The sequence below is a fragment of the Rhodococcus sp. H-CA8f genome (assembly GCF_002501585.1).
Taxonomy (GTDB): Bacteria; Actinomycetota; Actinomycetes; order Mycobacteriales; family Mycobacteriaceae; genus Rhodococcus_F; species Rhodococcus_F erythropolis.
Genome location: NZ_CP023720.1, coordinates 5,837,500 through 5,859,297 on the forward strand (window position 1 = coordinate 5,837,500; position 21,798 = coordinate 5,859,297).

Annotated in this window: 20 protein-coding genes; 6 read left to right on the forward strand and 14 right to left on the reverse strand. The window is 62.0% G+C overall.

Annotated features, from left to right (window positions below):
• The first annotated feature begins 40 nt into the window (after window positions 1-40).
• The gene (locus CPI83_RS27140) at window positions 41-775 is read left to right on the forward strand and encodes a queuosine precursor transporter (protein ID WP_097387999.1); all 735 of its coding nucleotides are present in this window, start codon (window positions 41-43) and stop codon (window positions 773-775) included.
• Here CPI83_RS27140 and tgt read toward each other — a convergent pair.
• Complete coding sequence (tgt, locus tag CPI83_RS27145) at window positions 766-2,055, reverse strand: tRNA guanosine(34) transglycosylase Tgt (RefSeq protein ID WP_019746508.1); 1,290 nt, start codon at window positions 2,053-2,055, stop codon at window positions 766-768. The genes CPI83_RS27140 and tgt overlap by 10 nt on opposite strands.
• 191 nt (window positions 2,056-2,246) lie before the next feature.
• Between tgt and CPI83_RS27150 the strand changes: the two genes are divergently transcribed.
• The 5 genes from CPI83_RS27150 (at window position 2,247) to CPI83_RS27170 (ending at window position 9,029) form a co-directional block, all read left to right on the forward strand.
• On the forward strand, window positions 2,247-3,038 hold the full coding sequence (locus CPI83_RS27150) for an enoyl-CoA hydratase-related protein (protein WP_020723626.1): 792 nt from the start codon (window positions 2,247-2,249) through the stop codon (window positions 3,036-3,038).
• Window positions 3,039-3,064: 26 nt separating this feature from the next.
• Window positions 3,065-4,036: an ABC transporter substrate-binding protein gene (locus CPI83_RS27155; RefSeq protein WP_007731596.1), complete on the forward strand. Its 972-nt coding sequence runs from the start codon at window positions 3,065-3,067 to the stop codon at window positions 4,034-4,036.
• Window positions 4,037-4,155: 119 nt separating this feature from the next.
• Complete coding sequence (locus CPI83_RS27160) at window positions 4,156-6,492, forward strand: CoA transferase (protein WP_230359430.1); 2,337 nt, start codon at window positions 4,156-4,158, stop codon at window positions 6,490-6,492.
• Window positions 6,493-6,542: 50 nt separating this feature from the next.
• A complete protein-coding gene (locus CPI83_RS27165) occupies window positions 6,543-7,490 on the forward strand; it encodes a zinc-binding alcohol dehydrogenase family protein (RefSeq protein WP_097388000.1) in 948 nt (315 codons plus the stop codon).
• Window positions 7,491-7,505: 15 nt separating this feature from the next.
• Window positions 7,506-9,029 (forward strand): AMP-binding protein, encoded by a 1,524-nt coding sequence (locus CPI83_RS27170; RefSeq protein ID WP_097388001.1) that lies wholly within the window; start codon window positions 7,506-7,508, stop codon window positions 9,027-9,029.
• Window positions 9,030-9,040: 11 nt separating this feature from the next.
• On the opposite strand, the gene CPI83_RS27175 is transcribed toward CPI83_RS27170, so the two are convergent.
• From CPI83_RS27175 to CPI83_RS27235, 13 genes are all read right to left on the reverse strand, one after another.
• Entirely contained in the window at window positions 9,041-9,943 is a 903-nt protein-coding gene (locus CPI83_RS27175) for an IclR family transcriptional regulator (protein ID WP_007731601.1), read from the reverse strand.
• Window positions 9,944-10,110: 167 nt separating this feature from the next.
• On the reverse strand, window positions 10,111-10,935 hold the full coding sequence (locus tag CPI83_RS27180) for an alpha/beta hydrolase (RefSeq protein WP_007731603.1): 825 nt from the start codon (window positions 10,933-10,935) through the stop codon (window positions 10,111-10,113).
• Window positions 10,935-11,255, reverse strand: a complete 321-nt coding sequence (locus tag CPI83_RS27185; RefSeq protein ID WP_007731605.1) for a ferredoxin family protein — start codon at window positions 11,253-11,255, stop codon at window positions 10,935-10,937. The genes CPI83_RS27180 and CPI83_RS27185 overlap by 1 nt, the downstream gene beginning before the upstream one ends.
• 3 nt (window positions 11,256-11,258) lie before the next feature.
• Window positions 11,259-12,269, reverse strand: a complete 1,011-nt coding sequence (locus CPI83_RS27190) for an NAD(P)/FAD-dependent oxidoreductase (protein ID WP_097388002.1) — start codon at window positions 12,267-12,269, stop codon at window positions 11,259-11,261.
• A gap of 166 nt (window positions 12,270-12,435) precedes the next feature.
• Complete coding sequence (locus CPI83_RS27195; protein ID WP_070385912.1) at window positions 12,436-13,221, reverse strand: class II aldolase/adducin family protein; 786 nt, start codon at window positions 13,219-13,221, stop codon at window positions 12,436-12,438.
• A 13-nt stretch (window positions 13,222-13,234) separates the two neighbouring features.
• Window positions 13,235-14,071, reverse strand: coding sequence for an ABC transporter permease (locus tag CPI83_RS27200; protein WP_021342537.1), 837 nt, complete (start codon window positions 14,069-14,071; stop codon window positions 13,235-13,237).
• Complete coding sequence (locus CPI83_RS27205; RefSeq protein WP_007731623.1) at window positions 14,068-14,931, reverse strand: ABC transporter ATP-binding protein; 864 nt, start codon at window positions 14,929-14,931, stop codon at window positions 14,068-14,070. Before CPI83_RS27205 ends, CPI83_RS27200 begins: the two co-directional genes overlap by 4 nt.
• Window positions 14,928-15,911 carry an ABC transporter substrate-binding protein gene (locus CPI83_RS27210; RefSeq protein ID WP_097388003.1) on the reverse strand — a complete coding sequence of 328 codons (984 nt, stop codon included), beginning with the start codon at window positions 15,909-15,911 and terminating at the stop codon, window positions 14,928-14,930. The genes CPI83_RS27205 and CPI83_RS27210 overlap by 4 nt, the downstream gene beginning before the upstream one ends.
• Window positions 15,912-16,115: 204 nt before the next feature.
• Complete coding sequence (locus CPI83_RS27215) at window positions 16,116-17,072, reverse strand: NAD(P)-dependent oxidoreductase (RefSeq protein ID WP_097388004.1); 957 nt, start codon at window positions 17,070-17,072, stop codon at window positions 16,116-16,118.
• 109 nt (window positions 17,073-17,181) lie between these two features.
• Window positions 17,182-18,054: an alpha/beta hydrolase gene (locus CPI83_RS27220; RefSeq protein ID WP_097388005.1), complete on the reverse strand. Its 873-nt coding sequence runs from the start codon at window positions 18,052-18,054 to the stop codon at window positions 17,182-17,184.
• A 30-nt stretch (window positions 18,055-18,084) separates the two neighbouring features.
• Window positions 18,085-19,041, reverse strand: coding sequence for a 3-(2,3-dihydroxyphenyl)propionate dioxygenase (locus tag CPI83_RS27225; RefSeq protein WP_007731630.1), 957 nt, complete (start codon window positions 19,039-19,041; stop codon window positions 18,085-18,087).
• Window positions 19,041-20,384 (reverse strand): peptidase dimerization domain-containing protein, encoded by a 1,344-nt coding sequence (locus CPI83_RS27230; protein ID WP_021342534.1) that lies wholly within the window; start codon window positions 20,382-20,384, stop codon window positions 19,041-19,043. Before CPI83_RS27230 ends, CPI83_RS27225 begins: the two co-directional genes overlap by 1 nt.
• Before the next feature lie 122 nt (window positions 20,385-20,506).
• Window positions 20,507-21,796, reverse strand: coding sequence for an aromatic ring-hydroxylating dioxygenase subunit alpha (locus tag CPI83_RS27235; protein ID WP_097388006.1), 1,290 nt, complete (start codon window positions 21,794-21,796; stop codon window positions 20,507-20,509).
• Window positions 21,797-21,798: the final 2 nt, after the last annotated feature.

The following is a 21,798-nucleotide window of genomic DNA, read 5'->3' on the forward strand; positions in this document are numbered from 1 at the left end:
ACGGTCGCCAACTCGCATCCGAGCGCCTTGTGGTGCTTGGATGACGGACGTGACAGCTCAGGATCAGCAAGACGAATCGACCCACGAAACCAAATTTGCGCACGTCAGCCGGGGTTATTACCCGACAATCGTCGCGCTCTTCACCGCAACGCTGCTGATCTCGAACGTGGCGGCGACCAAGGGGGTCGCCTTCTTTGCGGATTCCGACTTCTCGCTCGGTCCCTTGCAGATTCTGCCCATCATCACCGATGGTGGATTCTTCTTGTTCCCGCTTGCCTACGTCCTCGGTGACGTACTCAGCGAGGTGTACGGCTTCAAAGCGACCCGACGCGCGATCTACCTGGGCTTCGGCGCACTGATTCTTGCATCCGCATGCTTCTGGATCGCTGTGCAACTCCCGTCGGCAGAGTTCTACGAGAACCAGGCCGCCCTCGAAACCGTGGTCGGCGTCATTCCCCGGCTGCTGGTCGCAGGATTGGCCGCCTACCTCGTCGGCCAGCTGCTGAACTCCCTGGTCCTGGTCATGATGAAAAAGCGCATGCAGGAGAAGCACCTGTGGGCGCGGCTGATCGGCTCGACCGTCGTCGGCGAATTCGCCGACACCCTCATCTTCTGTTCCATCGCAGCCGGTGTCATCGGCATCAGTACGTGGGAAGACTTCATCAACTACGTGCTGGTCGGCTTCCTGTGGAAGACGCTTGTCGAGGTTCTGGTCATGCCGATCACCTACCGCGTCATCGCCTACGTGAAGAAGCGCGAACCGACCTACGTCTGAGGTGCAGGCGTCTTCGCCGCATAGAACTTTCCGAGCATGTCCGCTTTGAAGTCGTGGAAGTATCCGCCTTCGATGCTGGCTCGGATGTCGTCGACCAACTTCACGGTGAATCGCTCGTTGTGGATGGTGCACAGCGTCGACGCGAGCATTTCCTTCGCCTTGAACAGGTGATGGATGTACGCGCGGGTGTAATTGGCGCAGGTGTAGCAGTCGCACTCGTCGTCGATAGGCGTGAAGTCACGACGGAATCGGCTGGTATTGATGTTGAACCGGCCGGAGCGGACGTAGATCGCGGCATTGCGAGCAACACGCGACGGATTGACGCAGTCGAAAGTGTCCGCGCCGTTCTCGATTGCGACGAAGAAGTCGTCCGGTTCACTGATGCCGAGCATATGACGCGGCTTGGTCTCGGGTAGTTCCTCGTTACACCAACGCACAATTGTGCCGAGGTTCTGCTTCTCGAGGGCGCCGCCGATGCCGTACCCGTCGAAGCCGTATCCGTTCTCGCCTTCGATCGACTCGAGGCCACGGCAGGCTTGACGACGCAGATCTTCGTACTGCGCGCCTTGGATCACCCCGAAGAGAGCCTGATAGGGCTTCTCGGCGCGTTCAGCGGTGAGCTTCTCGTGCTCGTTGATGCAGCGGATCGCCCACGCCTGCGTGCGCTCGACCGATCGCTCCTGATAGCCGCGGGTGTTGAGCAACGTGGTGAGCTCGTCGAACGCGAACATGATGTCGGCACCCAACTGATGCTGAATCTGCATCGACACCTCGGGGGTGAAGCGATGCTTGCTGCCGTCGAGGTGCGATTTGAACGTCACGCCCTCGTCGTCGACCGTCGCGAGACGCTCTTTGCCCTTTGCGATGACGTCGTCGGACTGCACGCCGACGGCCTCCATCGCGAGCACCTTCTTGAACCCGACGCCAAGGGACATCACCTGGAAGCCGCCGCTGTCGGTGAAGGTAGGCCCGTCCCAGTTCATGAACTTACCCAACCCGCCCGCCTCGTCGACGATGTCGGGTCCCGGCTGCAGGTACAGGTGGTACGCATTGGCGAGCAACGACTGCGCACCGAGTTCCTTCATGGACTCGGGCAACACGGCCTTGACCGTGGCCTTGGTTCCGACTGCCACGAACGACGGAGTCGCGATATCGCCGTGTGGTGTGTGGATGGTGCCGGTTCGTCCGAGTCGGTCCTCGAGCCTGGTCCCAATGGTGAAAATCGACTCGGGACGCTTGTCGACGGAGGGCGCGGGCGGTGTCGGTACTGCAGAAGTCACGGGCTCAATCCTGTCACAGGAGCAAATATCGCCGTGATCACAGCGAAGAAAGTTCCTACGCGATCAGCATCCGCATTGGTCTACTGACCGAACCCGAGCGGTACCGCCGCGTGAGGGTCCCCACCATACTTCCCACTACACATCCCCCGGCTCGACCGGTTTACCCCGCCAACCCGCTGACAGGAGCTCACTTGACGAGACAGACCGGCCAGACCTACAACTTCGTCACCGTCGACGTCACAGACTCGATTGCCACCGTGACTATCGACAAACCTCCAGCCAACGCATTCAACCCCAGCATGATCGCCGAGCTTCTGGAGATACTGCCGGTACTCGCGTCGGACCAGACCGTCCGCGTCATTGTCGTGACGGGCACTGGACGGTTCTTCGTCGCCGGTGCGGACATCACCGTGATGCGCGAGCTGACGGAAGAAACTCAGCGCGCGATGCGCCCGTGGGTCGACGTACAGCGGATCCTCGAGTCGGCTCCCAAACCTGTCGTCGCGAAGATCAACGGGCACGCACTCGGCGGCGGAGCAGAACTGACGTTGGCCTGCGACTTCCGCATCATGGCGCAGTCGGCGACCATCGGCTTCCCCGAGATCGGACTTGGGCTTTTTCCGGGTGCCGGTGGCAGCCAGCGACTTCCACGCCTCATCGGCGCTCACCGAGCCAAAGTGCTCATGATCGAAGGCAAGCGCCTCAGCGCCGAGCATGCACTCGATATCGGCCTGGTCGACACCGTCGTTGCGGACGCCGACCTCGATGCGCATTGCGCTGACCTCGCACGCGAACTCGCGACGAAACCCACTGCCACCATCGGAATGATCAAACGCATTGTCGACGAGGGCATGTCGTTGCCGCTCGATCAAGCGCTGGATCTCGAATTCGAGGCAGTGCTCGACCTGATCAAGACGGACGACGCTGCTGAGGGACTTCAGTCATTCCTCGACAAGCGGTCCCCCACCTTCACGGGACGCTGACAGCTCCCATTTACCGAGAGGCCATCATGCTCAACAAATTTCAGAAGAAATGGGTGGGCGCAGTCGCTTCTCTCGCCGCCCTGACGATCGCGGTCAGCGGATGCACCCGGCCCGCTACCGACAACTCCGCGGAAAGTGGTGGCCTGGTACGGATCGCGGTGGGTGTAGACCCGTCGTACGCCCCGATTTTCCTGGCCGACCACGAGGGCATGTTCGAGGCCGCCGGCCTCGACGTCCAGGTCATCCAGACGGAAGGCGGGGCGGCGGGCGCCCAGAACGTCGTAGCCGGAACTTCGGAACTCTCCGGCAATGCCGACTCGACAGCACTGTCCGTCATGGCCGCCAATCCGAGCCTGCGGGCGCTGGGCGTATTTCAGGAATCCGACCGATACTTCCAGGTTGTACTGAGGAATGGCGTCGAGCCGAAGTCGATCAAGACCATGGGCGTCTTCCCCGGCATCGGCCTCTACTTCACGAACCAGTACCTGGCCAGTCTCGGCATCGACCCCACGACGGTCACACTCGTGAGCACAAGCCCGCCCGAACAGCCTGCTTTGCTGGCGCGCGGTGACATCGACGGCTTCCTGTCCTTCGACCCCTGGGTGACGCAGAGTGTCAATACCGGCGGGCGCGTTGTTGCCACGACCGGCGACTTCGGCGCCAAGTACGCCCAATGGATCATCGCTTCGGACAACTGGTTGTCCGCGAACGAAGAAACCGCAGGCAAGGTGTTCAAGGTGATCTCGGAAGCGTCGGCAATCGTGAACTCGGATCCGGATCGGGCTGCAACCGCAATTGCCGCGTCTATCCAGATGGACCCGGCCGAGGCCGCAGACCGGGTGACCCAAATCGATTTCGGTGGACGCGGATTCACCGAGGACGACGTGGAGCGCGCAAACGAACTTGTTGCATTCTTCCGCGAGCAGGGCAAGATCTCCGCGGACATCGATCCGTCCGCTGTCCTCCTCTCGGGATGGTTCGAGCAGAACGCCGCCTGAGCGGAGAGTGAGAACGGGTCCGGTGGGCAGACCGAAATCATGTCGCCCACCGGCCCGCAGAACTACGTTCGACACCAGTCGGTTCGGCGATATCTTTCGATTGAAACGGAGTAGTTGTGGTGCATCCCCCGGTACGGGTCGTAGAGATTTCCAGTCCGTTTGCGCGATTCGCCGGGCGCATCCTGGTCGGGCTGGGTTTCGAGGTCATTCTGGTAGAACCACCCACCGGTGACCCCAGTCGCACCGAGTCCCAGGGTGATTCGTACTTGCATTGGCATGCGGGCAAGAAGTCCGTTGTCCTCGATATCGACGACAGCAACGATCGCCTCGCTTTCGAAGCACTGCTGCGCAGTGCCGACGTCCTGCTCGACGGCAGCGCGACCGGCGCTCTACGCGACAACCGAGGATCTCTCGTTCACGTACGAGTGACACCCTTCGGCACAACCGGACCGCGAAGTGACTGGAAGGCAACAAATCTGACCGTCGCGGCACTCGGCGGGATGATGGCCCAGGTCGGCGATCCCGAGCACCCTCCACTGCTGCTCCCCGAACTCCAGGCTGAGCAGCTCGCCGGAATCAATGCCGCAATCGGCGTGCTTCTCGGACTGCGTTCGCGATCCAAGGGCCACAACCCGTTGCTGGAGATCAGCGCTCAGGAATGTGTTGCCGCCGCGCTGGAAGCGGGCACTCTTGCCTACATTCACGAGGACCGCGTACCACCGCGTCCGGGCCGGGTACATCCGCTCGTTCCGCACGGACTGTTCCAGGCCGCCGACGGTTATGTCGGTGGCGGCCTCGGCGGTAGCCCCCGCATGTGGGACGGCATGTTGGCCTGGCTGATCGACAACGATGCTCAGGACGATCTCGATCAACCGGAGTGGTCCGACGCGGTCTACCGAAAGACGCATCAGGAACACATTTTCGACGTTCTGTCCGCCTTCATCGCGAAGTGGCCGAAGGAAGAATTCGCGGTCAGCGCGCAGTCACGCAAGTTGCCGTGGGCAGCGGTCGACCGGCCCGAAGAACTGCTGCGTAACCCGCAACTCAACGACCGGGACTTCTTCACCGACGTGACCGGAGATCACGGTACCTACCGCGATCTCGGGTTCGGCTTCGCTTTCCCCGAAGGCCGGCGCATCGGAACGCTCGAGGCTGCCCGGTTGGGCCAGCATCAGGAACTCTTGAAGGCCACCTCGCCTGTGGCAGTGAACGAAACCCACGAGTTCAGCGGTGGCAGCACGCCCAGCCTCGAAGGTGTCCGCGTCCTGGATCTCACGTGGGTGTTGGCGGGCCCGTACGGCACCAGAATCCTTGCCGACCACGGTGCCGATGTCATCAAGGTCGAATCGATCGGACGCCCGGACCCGACTCGCTTTGCACCGTTCATGCATCTCTCGCGAGGACCGCACGACAATCCGAACACCAGCGGGTACTTCAACGACGTCAACCGCAACAAGCGCAGCATCACACTCGATACCCGATCCGCAGAGGGCCTTTCGGTACTGCGCGACCTGATCAGGAACTCCGACGTCGTGGTCGAGAATTTCAGCTCGTCGGTCATGGACAAGATGGGGCTCGGCTACGAACAACTCCGGGAGCTCAACCCGGACATCATCTACGTGTCGATGTCCGGGATGGGTCACACCGGTCCTCGCAAGGACTGGGTGTCGTATGCCGACATCGTTTCGGCAAGTACCGGTCTGACCGCACTGACCGGCTGGAACGCCGATGACGTTGTCGGAGTCATCTACGGCCATGGCGACATCGTCGCCGGACTGCAGGCCGGCGTCGCGATGCTGGCAGCCCTCGACTACCGCGACCGGACCGGCCGGGGACAGCACGTAGACCTGTCACAACTCGAAGCCATGGCAGCGCACATGGGTACCAGCGTTCTCCGAGCCGCCCGGTCACAGTCCCCCGATCCGATCGGCAACAGCCATCACGAACTGGCACCACACGGCGTGTACCCGTGCCTCGGCAGCGACCGGTGGTGCTCGATTGCCGTTCGCGATACCACGGAATGGAATGCATTGTGCCGCATCATCGAAGCAGAGAAATGGATCGGCAATCCTGACTTCGCGAGTGCAGAAAGCCGCCAAGCCGATCACGAACGTATCGACGACGCCATCGCCGACTGGACCAGGACTCTGTCACCCGAAACCGTCATGGAACGCTTGCAATCGGCGGGTATCGCGGCCGGCACCGTCCAGGACGGACGCGACCTGGTCGAGAGCGATCCACATCTTCGGGCACGCAGTTTCTATTCGGCACAGGAACATCCCCTCGCCGGAACATTCCTCCACGAAGGCATCCCCGTTCGCCGGAACTCCGAACCCGGCTCGATCCGACGCGCTGCGCCGGTGCTGGGCGCGGACACCGACGACGTCCTCGAGTCGGTGCTCGGATACAGCGACGAACTGATCGCCGGACTTCGCGACCAGTCGATCCTGTCCTGACCGCACTCATATTCAGTACATCCATTCACAGATCGCTCCTAGGAGACACAATGCGCGCGGCCCGACTCCATCAGTTCGGCACTTCACCGGTCATCGACGACATCGACATTCCCACACGTGAATCCGGTCAGACGCTCGTGCGCATCGACGCTGCCGCGCTCGGCCATCTCGACATCACCGTCGCGAGCGGAAACTTCGGAGTCAAGCCGAACCTGCCACATATCGGTGGAACAGACGGAGCGGCGACGGTAATCGAATCCGACACCTATGAGCCTGGCACCCGCCTTCTGGTCCGAGGCGGCGGAGTCGGCCTGTTCAAGAACGGTTGCTGGGCTGAGTATCTGGTAGCGGCAGACAAGGCGTTCACACCCTTTGATCCCGCACTGTCGCCGGCCGTCGCCGCAACCTTCTTCCTGCCCAGCACAACCGGCTATGTTTCCGTCAACGACATTGCAGCCGTCGCTCCCGGCGAACGAGTTGTTGTCGCCGGAGCATCCGGCGCTGTCGGATCGATGGCAGCACAGTTCGCTCTGCTTGCCGGAGCGTCCGAGGTAATCGGTGTTGTACCGCGCGAAGATCAGGCCGCCTTGCTTCCGGAGGGTGTGCGTCCCGTCGTCGGGCAAGGCGACGAACTTGCCGGGGTGCTGGGATCCGAGCCTTCCGTCGACGCCGTGATCGACACGCTTGGCGGCGACGGCTTGCCGCACCTTCTGGCGAGTGTTATCCCCGGTGGCCGGGCTGCCCTGATCGGATATACCTTGGGTAAGAGCCTCACCCTGGACTTGCCGAACTGGTTGCTCAGCGATGTCCGGATCCTGCCCGTCAACATGATTCGCAAGACTGCCCGGCAAGCCGAACTGGCGACTGAAATGATCCGGCTGCTCATCGAAGGCAAGATTTCCGTTGCAGTGCAGGAGTTTCCGCTGGATGACATCGCAACGGCACTGCAGTTGATGGGCGAGGGCAAAGTTGCCGGCCGGGCCGTCGTCGTACCCTGAGGGATACAATTACCCATGCCCCACGACGCACATGCCAATCCGCGCTCGCTTCCGGATTTGATCCGGAGGCGAGCTTTGGAGCGTCCGGAGCACCCGGCGCTCGTCGTCGACGGGATCACGGTCACCTACCGCGAATTGCGGGATCGTGCAGCGTCGATGGGGGCGGATCTCCGTAATCACGGTGTCGGCCGTGGGGAGCGCGTGGCGGCACTGTCCGGCAACAGGATCGAACTGGCAGACCTTGTTCTCGGATGCGCGTGGATCGGTGCGGTTGTCGTCCCACTCAATACGGCCCTCCGAGCCGACAGTGTTGCCAGCGCACTCGAACAGGCTGGTGTACAACGGATCCTGGTTTCACCCGAATACTCAGGCGCTGTAGCCGGATTCGACGGCACCGTGTGGGTCATGGGTGAACAGTGCGTCCCCACTGCCGGTTCGCATCCGGGCTGTGAGCCCGAGACCCTCGATCCGCTCGACCTGGCCGCGATACTCTTCACCTCCGGCACCACCGGTCTGCCCCGAGGCGTCCGATGCCCGCACGCGCAGTTCCTGCAGTGGGGCAAAGGCGTCGGCGCCTCACTCGGGCTCACCGGGGACGATGTGCTGTACAACTGCCTGCCGCTGTTTCACACCAATGCTCTCAATGCCTTTGTTCAGTCCCTTTGGGCCGGGTCTACTTTTTTCCTGGGACAACGCTTTTCGGTCCGCAATCATTGGCGCGAAGTTCGCGAGATCGGCGCAACTGTCGACTACCTGCTGGGTGCGATGGTGGCCATGTTGATGAACGCGGACCCATCGCCGCAAGACCGACAGCACAGCGTCCACGTGGCACTTGCCCCCGCAACGCCGGCTCATCTGATCGAACCGTTTGCCCAGAGATTCGGTGTAGAACTCGTGGACGGATTCGGAAGTACCGAAACCAATCTCGTGATCGGCACACTTCCGGGAGATCGGCGGGCCGGGTACATGGGGCGGGTGATGAGTGGCTACGACGCCGCAGTCGTCAACGACGGTACTGCTGCCGCAGACGGGGAGCCCGGCGAACTGGTGGTCCGCAGCACGATCCCCGGCGCCTGTTCACTGGGCTATCTGGGCGAGGAGATTCCGGCGACGGAGAGTTGGATACAGACCGGTGACAGGGTGATTCGGGAAGCAGACGGCTGGTTCCGATTTGTCGATCGCATCAAAGACGTGATTCGGCGCCGCGGTGAAAATATTTCCGGGGCCGAAGTGGAAACCGTTCTGGCGTTGCATCCGTCAGTCGGTCAGGTTGCCGTCTTCCCGGTACCGTCGGATCTGGCCGAGGACGACGTCATGGCAACTGTAATACTGCGCCCCGGAGTATCTTTCGAACCCATTTCGATTCTGGAGTTCTCCCAGCAACAGCTGCCGTACTTTGCACTTCCCCGGTACATCGACGTCGTGGACACGTTGCCACTCACCGAAACCGGCAAGGTACAGAAAGCAGTGCTACGTGAGAGGGGCGTCGGCCCACACACCTGGGACTGCGAGAAGAGCGTGTTCCGCGCCCGGCGATAGACCGCGCCTCGCTACTTGCCGCAACCGTTGAACGAACACATCACCGGACTGCAGATCGTGCGCAGAGCCAGCGGGTCGCTCGGCGAATGTGTGCACTTCATGGCATGAAGTTTTCGGGTGATTCCGGCGCCGGCAGTGCGCAGGGCCCCGGTGATTCGGCTGACGTTGAGGCGAGCCGTCGGCGCTGTCACAGACAACGCGCCGGCCAGAGTGCGCGGGCCGCTGAACACCGGCACTGCGACGCTCATGTACCCAAGCCGTGTCTCCTCGACCTCCACCGCGAGTTGTTCCTTACGCATCCGCTCGGTTTGCTGGCGCAGCACGCTGACGGACATCGTCGTTCGACTGGTCAAGGCGGTGAAACCCTGCTCGACTACCTCGTCGAAGACCGATTGCGGGGAGAAGGCAAGGATGATCTTGCCGGTGGCGGTGCAGTACAGCGGGAGCCGACCGGCCACCCGCGACTGCTGATTGAGCCCGCGGTGTCCGATGATCTTCTCGATGTAGAGGACGTCGATGCCGTCACGAACCGCAAAGTGAACCGTCTCCTGCGTCGCCAGCAGTAGGTCCTCCATGTACGGCAGCGCCGCGTCGCGCAGAATCCGCTGACGCGGCACCAATTGGCCCAGCTCGAACAATCGCAGGCCGAGCCGGTACTTGGTACCCGCGCGCTCGAGCAATCCCCACTCGACCAGCTCGCCGGCCAACCGGTGAACCGTCGCTTTCGCGACCCCACTGCGCCGGGTGAGCTCCGTCAGAGACAGGTCACTGTGGTCGGTGTCGAAAGCGTCCAAGATCATTCGAGCCTTGCCCAGGACCGAGGACAGTTCACCTGCAGGCTGCGATGCAGCGGTCGTTTCCGACGCGATGGGTAGTACGGATCCGAACCCGACGGATTGTTGTGGAGCGGCCATGAGTGTCCTCCTGAACGATCTGTGACAGCCTGCCGAGACCGAGTGCCACAACGGCCGAGATCGGTCGGGGCCCTCGTTAGGTGCAGGTGCTTCGAGACTGACACTATGGTGACGACACGATGAGACGCACGCCACACGGTCCGCTCAGTGAACCCGTCCCGCAGAGTTTACACGGGGCGCCTACCTGCGTAATTCTCCAGAAACATGCGGACGGCGGATGCAATCTGCGGAGCGTGCTCCTCGACGAGTGCGACGGTCCCCGATTCGACGATCTCCGTTTCCACCACTGCCGCACCCGTTAGGTGTGCACGCAACGGCGCAATGTTAGGCATCGAGAAGGGATCCTTCTGCGCGCCGATCAGCAAAACCGGCGCAGTCACCGAACCGACTCTCGCCTCCATGACGTAGCGGGCGCAGGCTTTGTGCCCCTCCGCCGGATCTACCCGGTAGGCAAGCGCGTCTCGGATGAACCTGTCGAGCAGTGCGGTGCCTGGTTCGGGGTAGTAGGGGCGACGCATCTCCCACAGCCTGGTGAGATGGCTACCGTCTGCGGCCCGGTCGACGCAGTCGATCCCACCGGGTCCCGAGTGCCCCTCGCGGTAGTTGCGGTCGGTCCACGGGCACGACGAGAGCACGGCAGCGTGCACCCTCTCGGGGCGTGATGCCGCCATCTCGAGCGCCACTGCCGCACCGGTGTGGTGACCGATGACCGTGACTCGATCGACGCCCAGGGTGTCGAGCAATTCCCACGCGCCTCGCGCATAGGTCTCGATGGTCTGCGGGCCGGGCACCGGAGCACTGTTGCCGTACCCCGGCATGTCCATCGCGACAACGCGGAAGTCGTCGGCAAGGAGTGGAATGAACTCGCGGAACTCGTCCCACGACCGGGGCGCCTGATGAAGCAGGAGAATCGCCTCACCCGAACCTTGCTGCGCGTAATGCAATTGCCCGAAAGACGAATCCACGTATCCGAGTTGCAGGCCGCCAGCCATCAGAACGCCGCAACCATCGGGGTATCGACGCCGACGATGTCGATCTTTGCCGAACCACCCGGATTTCCGACGGGCTCGCTACGGGTAGGCAAGACCTCGAGGAAGAAGCGCTTGTTGTCTTCCTTGAAATCCGGGTCTGCTTTCCGGTCGACGGTGATCGCCTCCACCGGGCAGGCCAATTCGCAAGCGCCGCAATCGATGCATTCGTTCGGGTTGATGTAGAGCTTGCGATCACCCTCGTAGATGCAATCCACGGGGCATTCTTCCATGCACGATCGGTCCGTGTAGTCGATGCATGCTTCACCGATGACAAATGCCATTGCCTAGCTCTCCTGTTCGGTGGAGTGTCCAGGGAAGATTTCTGCTTCCGGATCCAGCACTGCCGCAGCGTTGTTCACCGCAGTCGCGGCCTCGCCGAAACCGACGGCGATCAAGCGGACCTTGCCGTGATAGTCCGTGATGTCCCCGGCGGCATACACACGCGGAACATTCGTCTCCATCCGTGTGTTCACCGCGATGTGGCGATTGTCGATCTCGATTCCCCACTCCATCATCGGACCGAGGTCGGCCGTGAATCCCAATGCAGCGATGACGGATTGAGCGGGCAGCGTGGACGTGCTCTTGTCTTGTTTGTGGGTGATGTCGACCTCGCCGATCCACCCGTTTCCACGTACCGCCGAGACATCGGCGTTGACGAGAACCTGGACACTGCTTTCCTGCACCTTGGCGACTGTGGATTTGTGCGCGCGGAAACGATCTCGCCGGTGAACCAGGGTGACGGACTTGGCAATCGGTTCCAGGTGAACGGCCCAGTCGAACGCGCTGTCGCCGCCACCGACGATGACAACGTCTTTCCCGGTGTGCGCCGACAAATCCGGGACGAAGTAACTCAGCCCCCGATCCATGAACTCCGAACCCTTCGCCAACGGACGCGGGGTGAAGGTTCCGATGCCGCCGGTGATGACAACCGCGCCGGCCACCACGACCTGGCCCGTGCTGGTGGTGATCCGCACCCGGCCGTCGTCGTCATGCGACAGCTCACGAGCCTGCATGCCCAGAAGGTACACCGGATCGAACGGGGCAGCCTGCGCTATCAAACCCTCGATCAGGTTGCGTCCCTTGACCGAAGGGAATCCTGCGATGTCGAGGATCGCCTTCTCCGGGTACATCGCACTAACCTGTCCCCCCGGTTCCGCAAGGGCATCGATCACGGCAACCGAGAGGCCGCGGAAGCCTGCGTAGTACGCGCCGTATAGCCCGGCGGGGCCGGCACCAATGATCAGAATATCGACGCCGATCTCGTTGTCGGTCGCCGTGGAAGACGTTGTGTTCACGCTCGATACGGTATTGCGCTGACGGACTCCCGCAAATGAAACCGGTCCGCTCAACAGACCTCGGTAACAGTTGCGGGACACCACGAAAAGGGCCCGCCGACCTCTCGGTCTACGGGCCCAATGCTCGCAAGAATTCAGTGCGCGAAGAATTCAGTGCGCGAAGAATTCAGTGCGCGAATACCTCGGGTTCGTCTGCTGCGATCTTCTGGATGATGGTCGAGTACGCAAACCACCCCACCTTCTCGGTGCCGACTGCCTCGTAGGTCTGCGCCGCGATCTTCTCGTGCAGGACAACCGGATCACCGGCGGCTCGCGCCGTCAGCTCCGCCTGCATCGACCGCTCCATCGACACATACCACCACACTGCGCTCTCCACGGAAGTTCCGACGGTCAGATGACCGTGGTTGGTGAGGATCACGGCCTTGTTCGATCCGAGGGCATCCGCGATGCGAATCCCCTCCTCTTCGTCCAGCGCCACCCCGTGATACTCCTCGTAGATCGAGTGATCCTCGTGAAAGGCGCACGCGTCCTGAGTGATCGGCGTGAGGCGGGTGTGCAGCGAGGAGAACGCCTTACCGTTCAAACCGTGAGCGTGAACAGCTCCGATGACGTCGGGACGAGCCTCGTGAACCTTGCTGTGGATGACAAACGCTGCTCGGTTGAGCGGTCCGTCTCCGGAAATGACCGTGCCGTCCGACGCCACATGCAGCAATTCCTCCGGCTGAACCTGGGAGAAGTGCCGCCCGAACGGCGCAGTCCAGAAAGTCTCCGGATCCTCTGGGTCTCGGGCGGTGATATGTCCCGAGATTCCCTCGTCCAAACCGAATTTCGACAAAATCCGATACCCGCCGATGACAGCGGTCTTGCGACGACGCCGCTCACTCTCGATATCGGTGAACTCGGGCGGTCCCGGAATTCCGGCCTGCTCGGCAATGCTCAGCGGGTGATTCATGCTGCGCTCCTGACTATTTGACGCCGTAACGGGCGAGGTACCGCGAGGACAGAATGCGGAGAATCCGGTCGAAGATGAAGCCCATGATGCCCAGGACGATGATGCCGACGAACGTCCAGTCGATCCGGCCGTAGTTTCGAGCCTGCCAGATCATCGAACCGATACCCTGGTCGGCGGCGACGATCTCCGCCGACACGATGGTGAGGAAGCTGTTGCCCATCGCCAGGCGAGCGCCCGTGACGATGCCGGGGATCGACGACGGCAAGACCACCGTCTTCATGATCTGAAGTTTGTTGGCACCAAGATTTGCCGCTGCCTGCAGTTTGTTCTCGCTGATCGCTACAGTCGCGGCAATCGTGCTGACCGTGACGATGAATACCGAGGTGTAGAAGATCAGAACAACCTTCGACGTCTCACCGATGCCGAACCAGACGACGGCGAGAGTGACAAACGCAATAGGCGGAATGAACCGGAAGAACTCGATGTACGGATCGAGGAGCTGTCGCACGATGGAAATGCGGCCCATCAGAATTCCGACGGGAGCACCGATCACGACACCCAGGAACCAGCCGATGAGAATTCGCTGACCCGATGCGGTGATCGACGACCACAGAACGCCGCTCTCCCACAGTTCCTGTGCCGCCGACCATACTTCGGCCGGTGATGCAATGGTGGTCGGCCCGTACCACCACGCCAGGAACGACCAGATGCCCAAACCGATTGCCGCTGAGGCTGCATACATCAGCGTCGCTTTGACAATCTTGGATCGCCGCGCCGACGAACGCTTTTTTGTCTGCGCCACCTTCGCTGTTCTCACACCGGCTGAACCACCGGTCACTACAGCCGTCACAGCTCGTCCTCCTCAATGCCTTGGTTCCGCAGCGACGCAACCACTTCTGCCCGAATGTCGTCCCGCAGCTTCTCGTAGAGCTCGATCACCTCGGGATCGTTGCGGTCTCGCGGACGAGCCGCATTGACCTCGTAGACGCTCTTGATCCGGGCCCGCGGGCCGGCCGACATCACGATCACACGGTCAGCCAACGTCAGTGCCTCGTCGATATCGTGAGTCACGAATACCACGGTGCAGCGGGTGTGCCGCCAGATACGGTCGAGTTCGGTCTGCAGAACCTGACGAGTCTGAGCGTCCAACGCACCGAACGGCTCGTCCATGAGAACCAACGACGGCTGGTTGGCAAGAACTCGTGCGATCTGAACACGTTGCCGCATACCGCCGGACAGCTGCGAGGGGAACTTCGCACCCGCGTGGGGCAAGCCGACCATCGCGAGGTACTCGGCCGCGATACTCGCCTGCTCGCTGCGGTTCGCTCCACGCATCCTGGGGCCGTAGGCCACGTTCTGGCTCACGGTCATCCATTCGAACAACGCTTCGGAGCTCTGAAACACCATGCCGGCGTGGCGGTTACTGCCGGCGACGACATCTCCGTCGCACACGATCTCGCCGGCGCTGGGTTCCACGAAGCCGGCCATGGACGACAGCAGCGTCGACTTGCCGCAGCCACTCGGACCGAGCAGACAGACGAATTCACCTGGCTGCACGTGCATGTCGATTCCGGCGACGATCTCCGCCGCGCCGAAGCTGATTCCGAGGTCGACCACGTCGATGGCAACACCGGTGTTCTTCTTGCCGGGGCCGGCTGTCCCCGCGCTATTCGTCGAGCTGGTCGTTGAACCACTTGTTGCGATACTCACTGTGCACCATCCTTGTACCAATCCAGAAGCATTGCCGATTCGAGATCCGGCTGGTCGCTGAGAACACCGATCGACTTGTAGAAATCTACGATCGACTGAGCCGACTCGACATCCGCAGCTTCGAGATTCACCACGGCGAAGTCGATCTCGTCCACCGCGGCAATAGTCTGATCCTCGCTGACGTTCACAGCCGCCTTGGTCGCGGACGCTGCCACGCCCGGATCCGACTCGACCTTGCGCGTTGCCTCGTCGAGCACCTTCGCGACGGTTCGCGCTGTCTCTTCGTTGGCCGACAACCACGGAGCCGTCGTGATCGCCCAATGATGATAGAACCAGCCGTAGTCTCCGGTTACTGCCACCACGTGGCCGGTTCCCTGATCCAGGGCGGTGGCCGGCCACGGCTCCCACAGGACAAACCCGTCGATGTCGCCGCGACTGAGCAGTGCGGGCATGTCCGTCGGGGTCGCCGAGATCATCTCGACCGAACCGGGGGCAATGGAGTTGGAGGCGAGGTACTTGTCCGTCGAAATCTGGCTGAGACCCGGGACGATGCCCATCTTCTTGATCGCAGCCGGTGAGTCGACACCGTTACGCAGCACGACCTTGATGTAGTCACCCGACGCCTCGTACGAGTACATCGCGCGCAACGACGGATTCTGACGCAACTGGGCGATCGTTGTCGTATCGGAGCTACCGGCGATCTGGACCTGCCCGGTCGAGAGTGCGTCGACGGCCTCGCCACCACGACCGAACTGGACGAGTTCGACGTCCAAACCGGCAGCGTCGAACATGCCTTCCTGATCCGCTACGAAGAACGGAGCGTAGGAAGCATCGATTCCGACTGCGATACGCAGTGGTCCACTTCCGGCGGAATCAGCTGTGCTTTGCGTCGCCGGGCGGCTGCATGCGCCGGTTGCAACGGTCAGCAGCAGCGCAGCCGAAACAAGAGCAGTCCTTCCAAACTTTGACAGCGAGGCCATCTACTCACACCTTTGTTTGTGATCTGTGCCGCAGTTGCGGGTCGTGGAGAGCAAACCTAGCTGTGTGTACCTACACCCGAGAACCAACCGGGTCCACCGTGCGGACCGGGGACAGGAACTTACCTCGGCGAAACACTGCACCTGGAGGAACGTGCGGACCGAAATACTTCGGTAACACGGCCCTCGATCACAATGTCCACCGAATCACAATGTCCACCGAATTGTCTGCGAGCGCAGCGCACTGGCGACATTCTGCGCCGTCATCGAATAGATCGACGCACGCGCTCCGGCGCTGCCGCCGGCGACGTGCGGGCTCAGGAGGGTCGAATCGAATCCACGGAGCGGGCTCGAAATCGGTAGTGGTTCAACGTCGAACACATCGAGGGCAGCGCCGCCGACATGCCTGGAACGCAAGGCACGCGCCAATGCCGCGTCGTCGACGACAGCGCCGCGCGCCACATTGACCACGATCGCTCCGGTGGGCAACTGCGCAACTCGATGGGAATTGATCAGTCCCCGAGTTGATTCCGTAAGCGGGACGGCCAGCACCAGGACATCCGCGAGAGGCAGTAACTCGTCGAGTGACACAAACGTCGCAGCCACAGTGTCACGCGGTCTCGAACGCGCGGTGACGTAGACGTCGCAACCGAAGGCGGCAAACAATTCTGCACACCGGCGGCCGACCGAACCGACACCTACGACGCCGACCCGGCGCTGCGCCAGATCGCGGCAATCGCGCGTCAGGATGGATTCCTGTGGCCATCGACCATCGGTAACCTCGTTGTGCGCCCAGAACATGGAGCGGCACAACACACCTGCCGCGAGCACTGCCCACTCCGCAACCGAATTCGCGTTTGCACCGGGAGTATTCGCCACCGGAACTCCGGCGGCGCGCCATGCTTCGGCATCGATGAAATTGGTTCCGGCACCAGGCTGTTGGACGAGGAGCACATTCCGGCCGAGTTCTGCTTCCTCCTTGCCCAGTGGCAGATCACCACTCCAGTCCCCCACCACGACGTCGCATGTCGGCAACTCCGCACGGAGCGCCCCCGTGGTGCGCTCAGGTAATCGAACTACCTCCGCCTCACCCCTGACGGCGTCACGGATTGCGGTACCGAGTCCGTTGTCGGCGTCGGCCGTCAGCAGAAGTACTTTCTTCACGAGAACTCCTTCGCTGTAAGACGATGACTGTACCTTCGAAAACGCGGAAGCCGGCCTCCCAATCGAGAGACCGGCTCCATTACGCAGCAGTATATTTGGCAGGAACTTCTCAGATAGCTGCCTTCGCGCTGGCTGATGCCTTTGCCAAGAACTCGAGGCTCAGCGGGTTGTACTTCGCTGCCTGCTCGTGCTGCGGCCAGTGACCGCACTCCGAGTAGAGTTCGAGCTGAGCGCCCGGAATATCCTCGGCCATCTTCTTCGCTTCCGGAACATCACCGAACGGATTTTCCTGACCCCAGACCACAAGAGTCGGCGCCTTGATGAGTGCCATTCGATCCGGGCGCAGCAGATTCCGCTGGCGAACCTCCATCTCCTGCAAGGAAAGGAGGTTGTGGATGTTGGCGACAAAATCAGGCTGATGGTAGATCCGGTGACGAGCCTGAACCAATTCCTCGGTTGCATCGGCGGGATCATGCATGAGCAACTGCATACGTGCGCGGGTCAATTCGATGTCGTCGCTCTGGACGGCCTTCGCGGTCGACGTCTTGATGCGCTCCATGACTACCGAGTTCGCGACTGTTCCGCCTGCTGCCAGCAACTGCAGCGACAGAACACGTTCGGGCTGCTCGCTGGCCAGGTAGGCAGCGACCCAACCACCGAGGCTTTCACCCACCAAGTGCACACGGTCCAGTCCGACCGCGTCGAGGTAGTTCACCAAATGCTCGACGTAGCGCGGAATCTCGTACGGGTAGTCAGGCTTGCCGGTGTAACCATGGCCGAGCATGTCGATCGCGTGAACCCGGTAAGACTCGGCGTGCGGTGCAATATTGCGTGCAAATGCCTCGAGGTGTCCGCTGGTGCCGTGCAGGAAGATCACGGCCTCGTCACCGGATCCTGCCTGCAGAGAGCGCGTGGGCACACCGCCGGCGTCGACGGTCGTCAACTCGAAATCGAGCCCGGCAAGTTCGTTCCAGATTGTCATCAGAGAAACTTCCTTTACTGAAGGTGCAGATTATGTTGTTGCGCTGTCTGTTCCAGCTGGATCGAGAATCGTGACACCCATACCGGTGAGCCACTCGGGAATCGCTTCGTAGGCAAGGCGTTCACCCGGAACGTAGTCGAGCATCGCGGCCATCATGAGCCAGGTCCGCAACTCCTGCGCACCGTTGCCCGCCTCGTCTTCGATCTGCTGCGTCGTGAACTCGGCAAGCTCACTTGCCTTGCCGCTGGCAAACAGATCAAGAATTCGGTCATCGAACTCCGGAGTGATCGCGGCATCGGCTGCGCGGATGATCTGGCGTCGCCGGACGTCGTAGTCGGACCAGTTCTCCCGGCCGTCCAGCCAGGCTTGAACCATGAAATCCTCGTCCTCACCGTGCGGATCACGCCAGTCCGGCCAGGGCAGACGATGAGACAATCCACCGGACGCGATCACCACGACCCGGGTATCCGCCGGATACGACGCAACGGCATCCCGCAGGGCCTTCGCCACTTCCTCACATCGCTTGAACGTCGGGAGGGGCGGCGCGAATACGTTGACCACCAACGGAACTATCGGAACATCGATTCCGTCGAGAAGGTACTGAATCGCGTGAGACTGACCATGATCGATCTGCAATCGCGCCGAGTAGGCAAGATCGAACCGGCCACCTTCGATCAGCTCGTTTGCAAGGTGCCTGGCGAACTCCACGTCGACCCGTTGCGGCCCCTTGGGTGTTCCTGACTCGCCACTGGAAATGCACTCTCCGACGCCGAGAGTGAACGCCGGAATCAGATCCAGCCAGAAACCGCGAAAGTGGTTGGAGCCGAGAATCAAGACAACATCGGGTTTCGACGCCGCGATCTTCTCCCGGCTCAGATACAGCGCGTCCCGGAAGCGTTCGGCCTCCGCCTTGTGCGTCGTCTCTTCCCAATGGGTGTTCATCAAGGTGCTGTGGGAGGCACCGATACCCAGAACTATCTTCGCCATCAGTCGATTCCTACTTCCTCGAGCGAGCGGGTGACGGTGTCGAGGGCCACTCGGATCAGATACTTCGTAAATCTCTCCGCCGCAGCGAGATCCACAGTGTTCATCCCCATCGCGAAGTCCACCTCGAAGGGTGCGTCGACCACCTTGGGCATACCCACCCGAATCGTCGGGATGCCGCGGCTGCGCAGGATGTTTGCGTCGGTGGCTCCACTGGCGTCGAAGAAGTCCTGATGCGGCTCTCCTTCGGCAGCCTCCCACGCGTCGACTGCGGCGCGGCGCAACCACATTCGAGGGTCGGAACCCTCACCGGGGATGGCAAGAACCTGTTCGACGTCGATCTGTAGATCCAGCGATTGTGCGATCTCCGCCACGACAGCTTTGAGTTCACGCTTGGCTGCGGTGGGCGTCGTCCGCGGGCTGAGCCGCAGATCAACGGTAAGGCGCACCTGCTCGGGGGTGAACGACGCTGTTCGCTCCCACCCGCCGCGGATGTTGGCGACGATCCCCTGGGGCGCAACCAAACCGTCCTGATGCGCCGCCGAGTACTTCGGGAACCATTCCTCCAACTTGGCTACCACCTCGCCGGCGGCGGTAATCGCGTTGCGGTACGGCAACCGGTGGCGCGAGCCGACGTAGGTGTGCAGACCGTGCACCGTGATCTCGAACCAGGCCAGGCCCACTTCTTCCCAGGAAACCGTCCAGCCGGGCTTGGCGATCAGCGCGCAGTCCGCCCACACTCCCTGTTCCAGGAGGAACGAGCAGCCGACGCCCTGGCCGGTGTTGTGTCGGGGGTTTCCGACACCGGGGCGGGCATTGGTCGGCATACCGCCGGCGCCGAATCCGAGTACCAGGTCACCGCGGAGCGGAATGCCAGCTGCGGCAATTGCTTCGGCCGCTGCGACGATGCAGACGGCGTGGCCTTTGGGGTTCGACGCACCTAATCCGATCACGTAGTTCTCGTCGAACTGGGCGTGCGGCGTCAGATCCGCTCGCAGCTCGTTTCCCACCCACGGCAGGTCTTCCGCCGGATCGCCCGTCGTGACGGTGTCGATCGGCGCATACAGCAACAGGTCCGGTCCGGACCCGTCACCGCGGAGCCTTCCCCACGAGTTCGCTTGCCGATCATCGAGATCCATTGTGTGGGCCTCGATGCCCGACGCTGCCAGGACCGCCGTGATGTGGCGGGCCAGCGGTGCTTCGTCACCCGTCGGACTGGGAATGTTCACCACCGAAGTGGCGAGATCTCGCAATCGCGCACGATCGACATGGGCGTAGGCTCGCTCGACCCATTCCCGGCGCTCGTCGCCTAGGCCTGCGAGAGCGTCGGCCCTCGCAGTGGTCATGGATTGACCTGATGTACCTGAGTATTGCTGCGCTCGCCGGCCAGCTGCCACAGCTTGGGAACTGCCACTGCAACAGCGGCACCGATAGCGACAGCCGTCAGAATCTTGAACATGTATCTCTCCTATTCGCTGGTGCCGGTGGGAATCTGAGCGTCGGCGACAGGGGCCGAGCGGGACGTTGGCGTCCGGCGCTCTCGGGTGGGCCTGACCGGCGCCTTGGGGGTGTGCTTGGCCGCGTCGGCGATCTTCTCGGCGTACTCTTCCTCTGCCAGATTTCGCCACGTCGTCAGCGACACGTCCGGTCGGTACAGCTTCTCCGGCGGCGCGTCGGTGACCTCGACCATCCACGCATCCTGACCCGAGAACTGACCGTGGAACAGCCAGCGGATCGCGCCGAGGTACTTGGCGTAGAAGCCCAATTTTGCTGCGCCGGAGACGAAGTTGACCATGAGGCCGACGTACTTGTGGTTGTCTTCGTCCACCGGGACGTAGAACTCGTAGTGAATGAACTTGGGGTACGCGATGCGCAGGACACCCGGCATGGACAGTGAAGCAAAACCGGGGAAGTTCTGAGCTGCGATCACAGGATTGACATCCAGGCCGGCGCCGACGTTTCCGATCTGCGAAATCTGGGTCTCGTCCGGCTTCTTCTTCCACCACCGCTTGTTCGTCCAGGTTCCCACGCCCGGGAATTCCGCCTCCCAGTACACCTCTTCCTGCACGCGGTAGATCCAGCGTCCCTCCGGAACGATGCTCGTGATGTTCCACGTGGGCATCGGCTTGAACAGACGCCACAATGCGGTGCGGTGCAGGTACTTCGCATGTCCCTCGTCGAAACCGTTCTCACATGCGAAGCGCCAGTTGCCTTCTCGGGGCTGAATCCGACCACCGACGATACCCTTGTTCTCCACCAGCTCACGCGGCAACTGGTCGTCGATGGACGGCGCCGGCTCGTTGGCGATCGGGATGTACACCCACACCAGACCGAGTCGCTCCTCGATCGCATAGGTCTGGACGTTCAGCTTGCCGCAGATCTTGGAATCCGGACCGTCGGTGATGACCGCGGCCAGCTTGCCGTCAGTGAGCCGGTACGTCCAGCCGTGGTACGGGCAGCTGACGGTTCCCGGGAACTGCTGATCGCCCTCGGACAACGGAACGCCGCGGTGCGGGCACCGATCGTGCAGGGCATATGCCTTGCCTGCGTCGCGGATGATCGCCAGCTTTTCACCACAGATGGTGAAGCTCTTGGGGTCTTTGGTGATGTGGTTCGACCACGTGACCGGGTACCAGTAACCGCGGTATCCGCTGCCGGCTGCGTTGTAACCCGGCCATGCCGTCCAATCCTGCCGACCGGCCGCTCGTGGCCGGTCGGGCAGCGCGAACGTGGCTTCCGACGCCTCGACACCAGTCATGT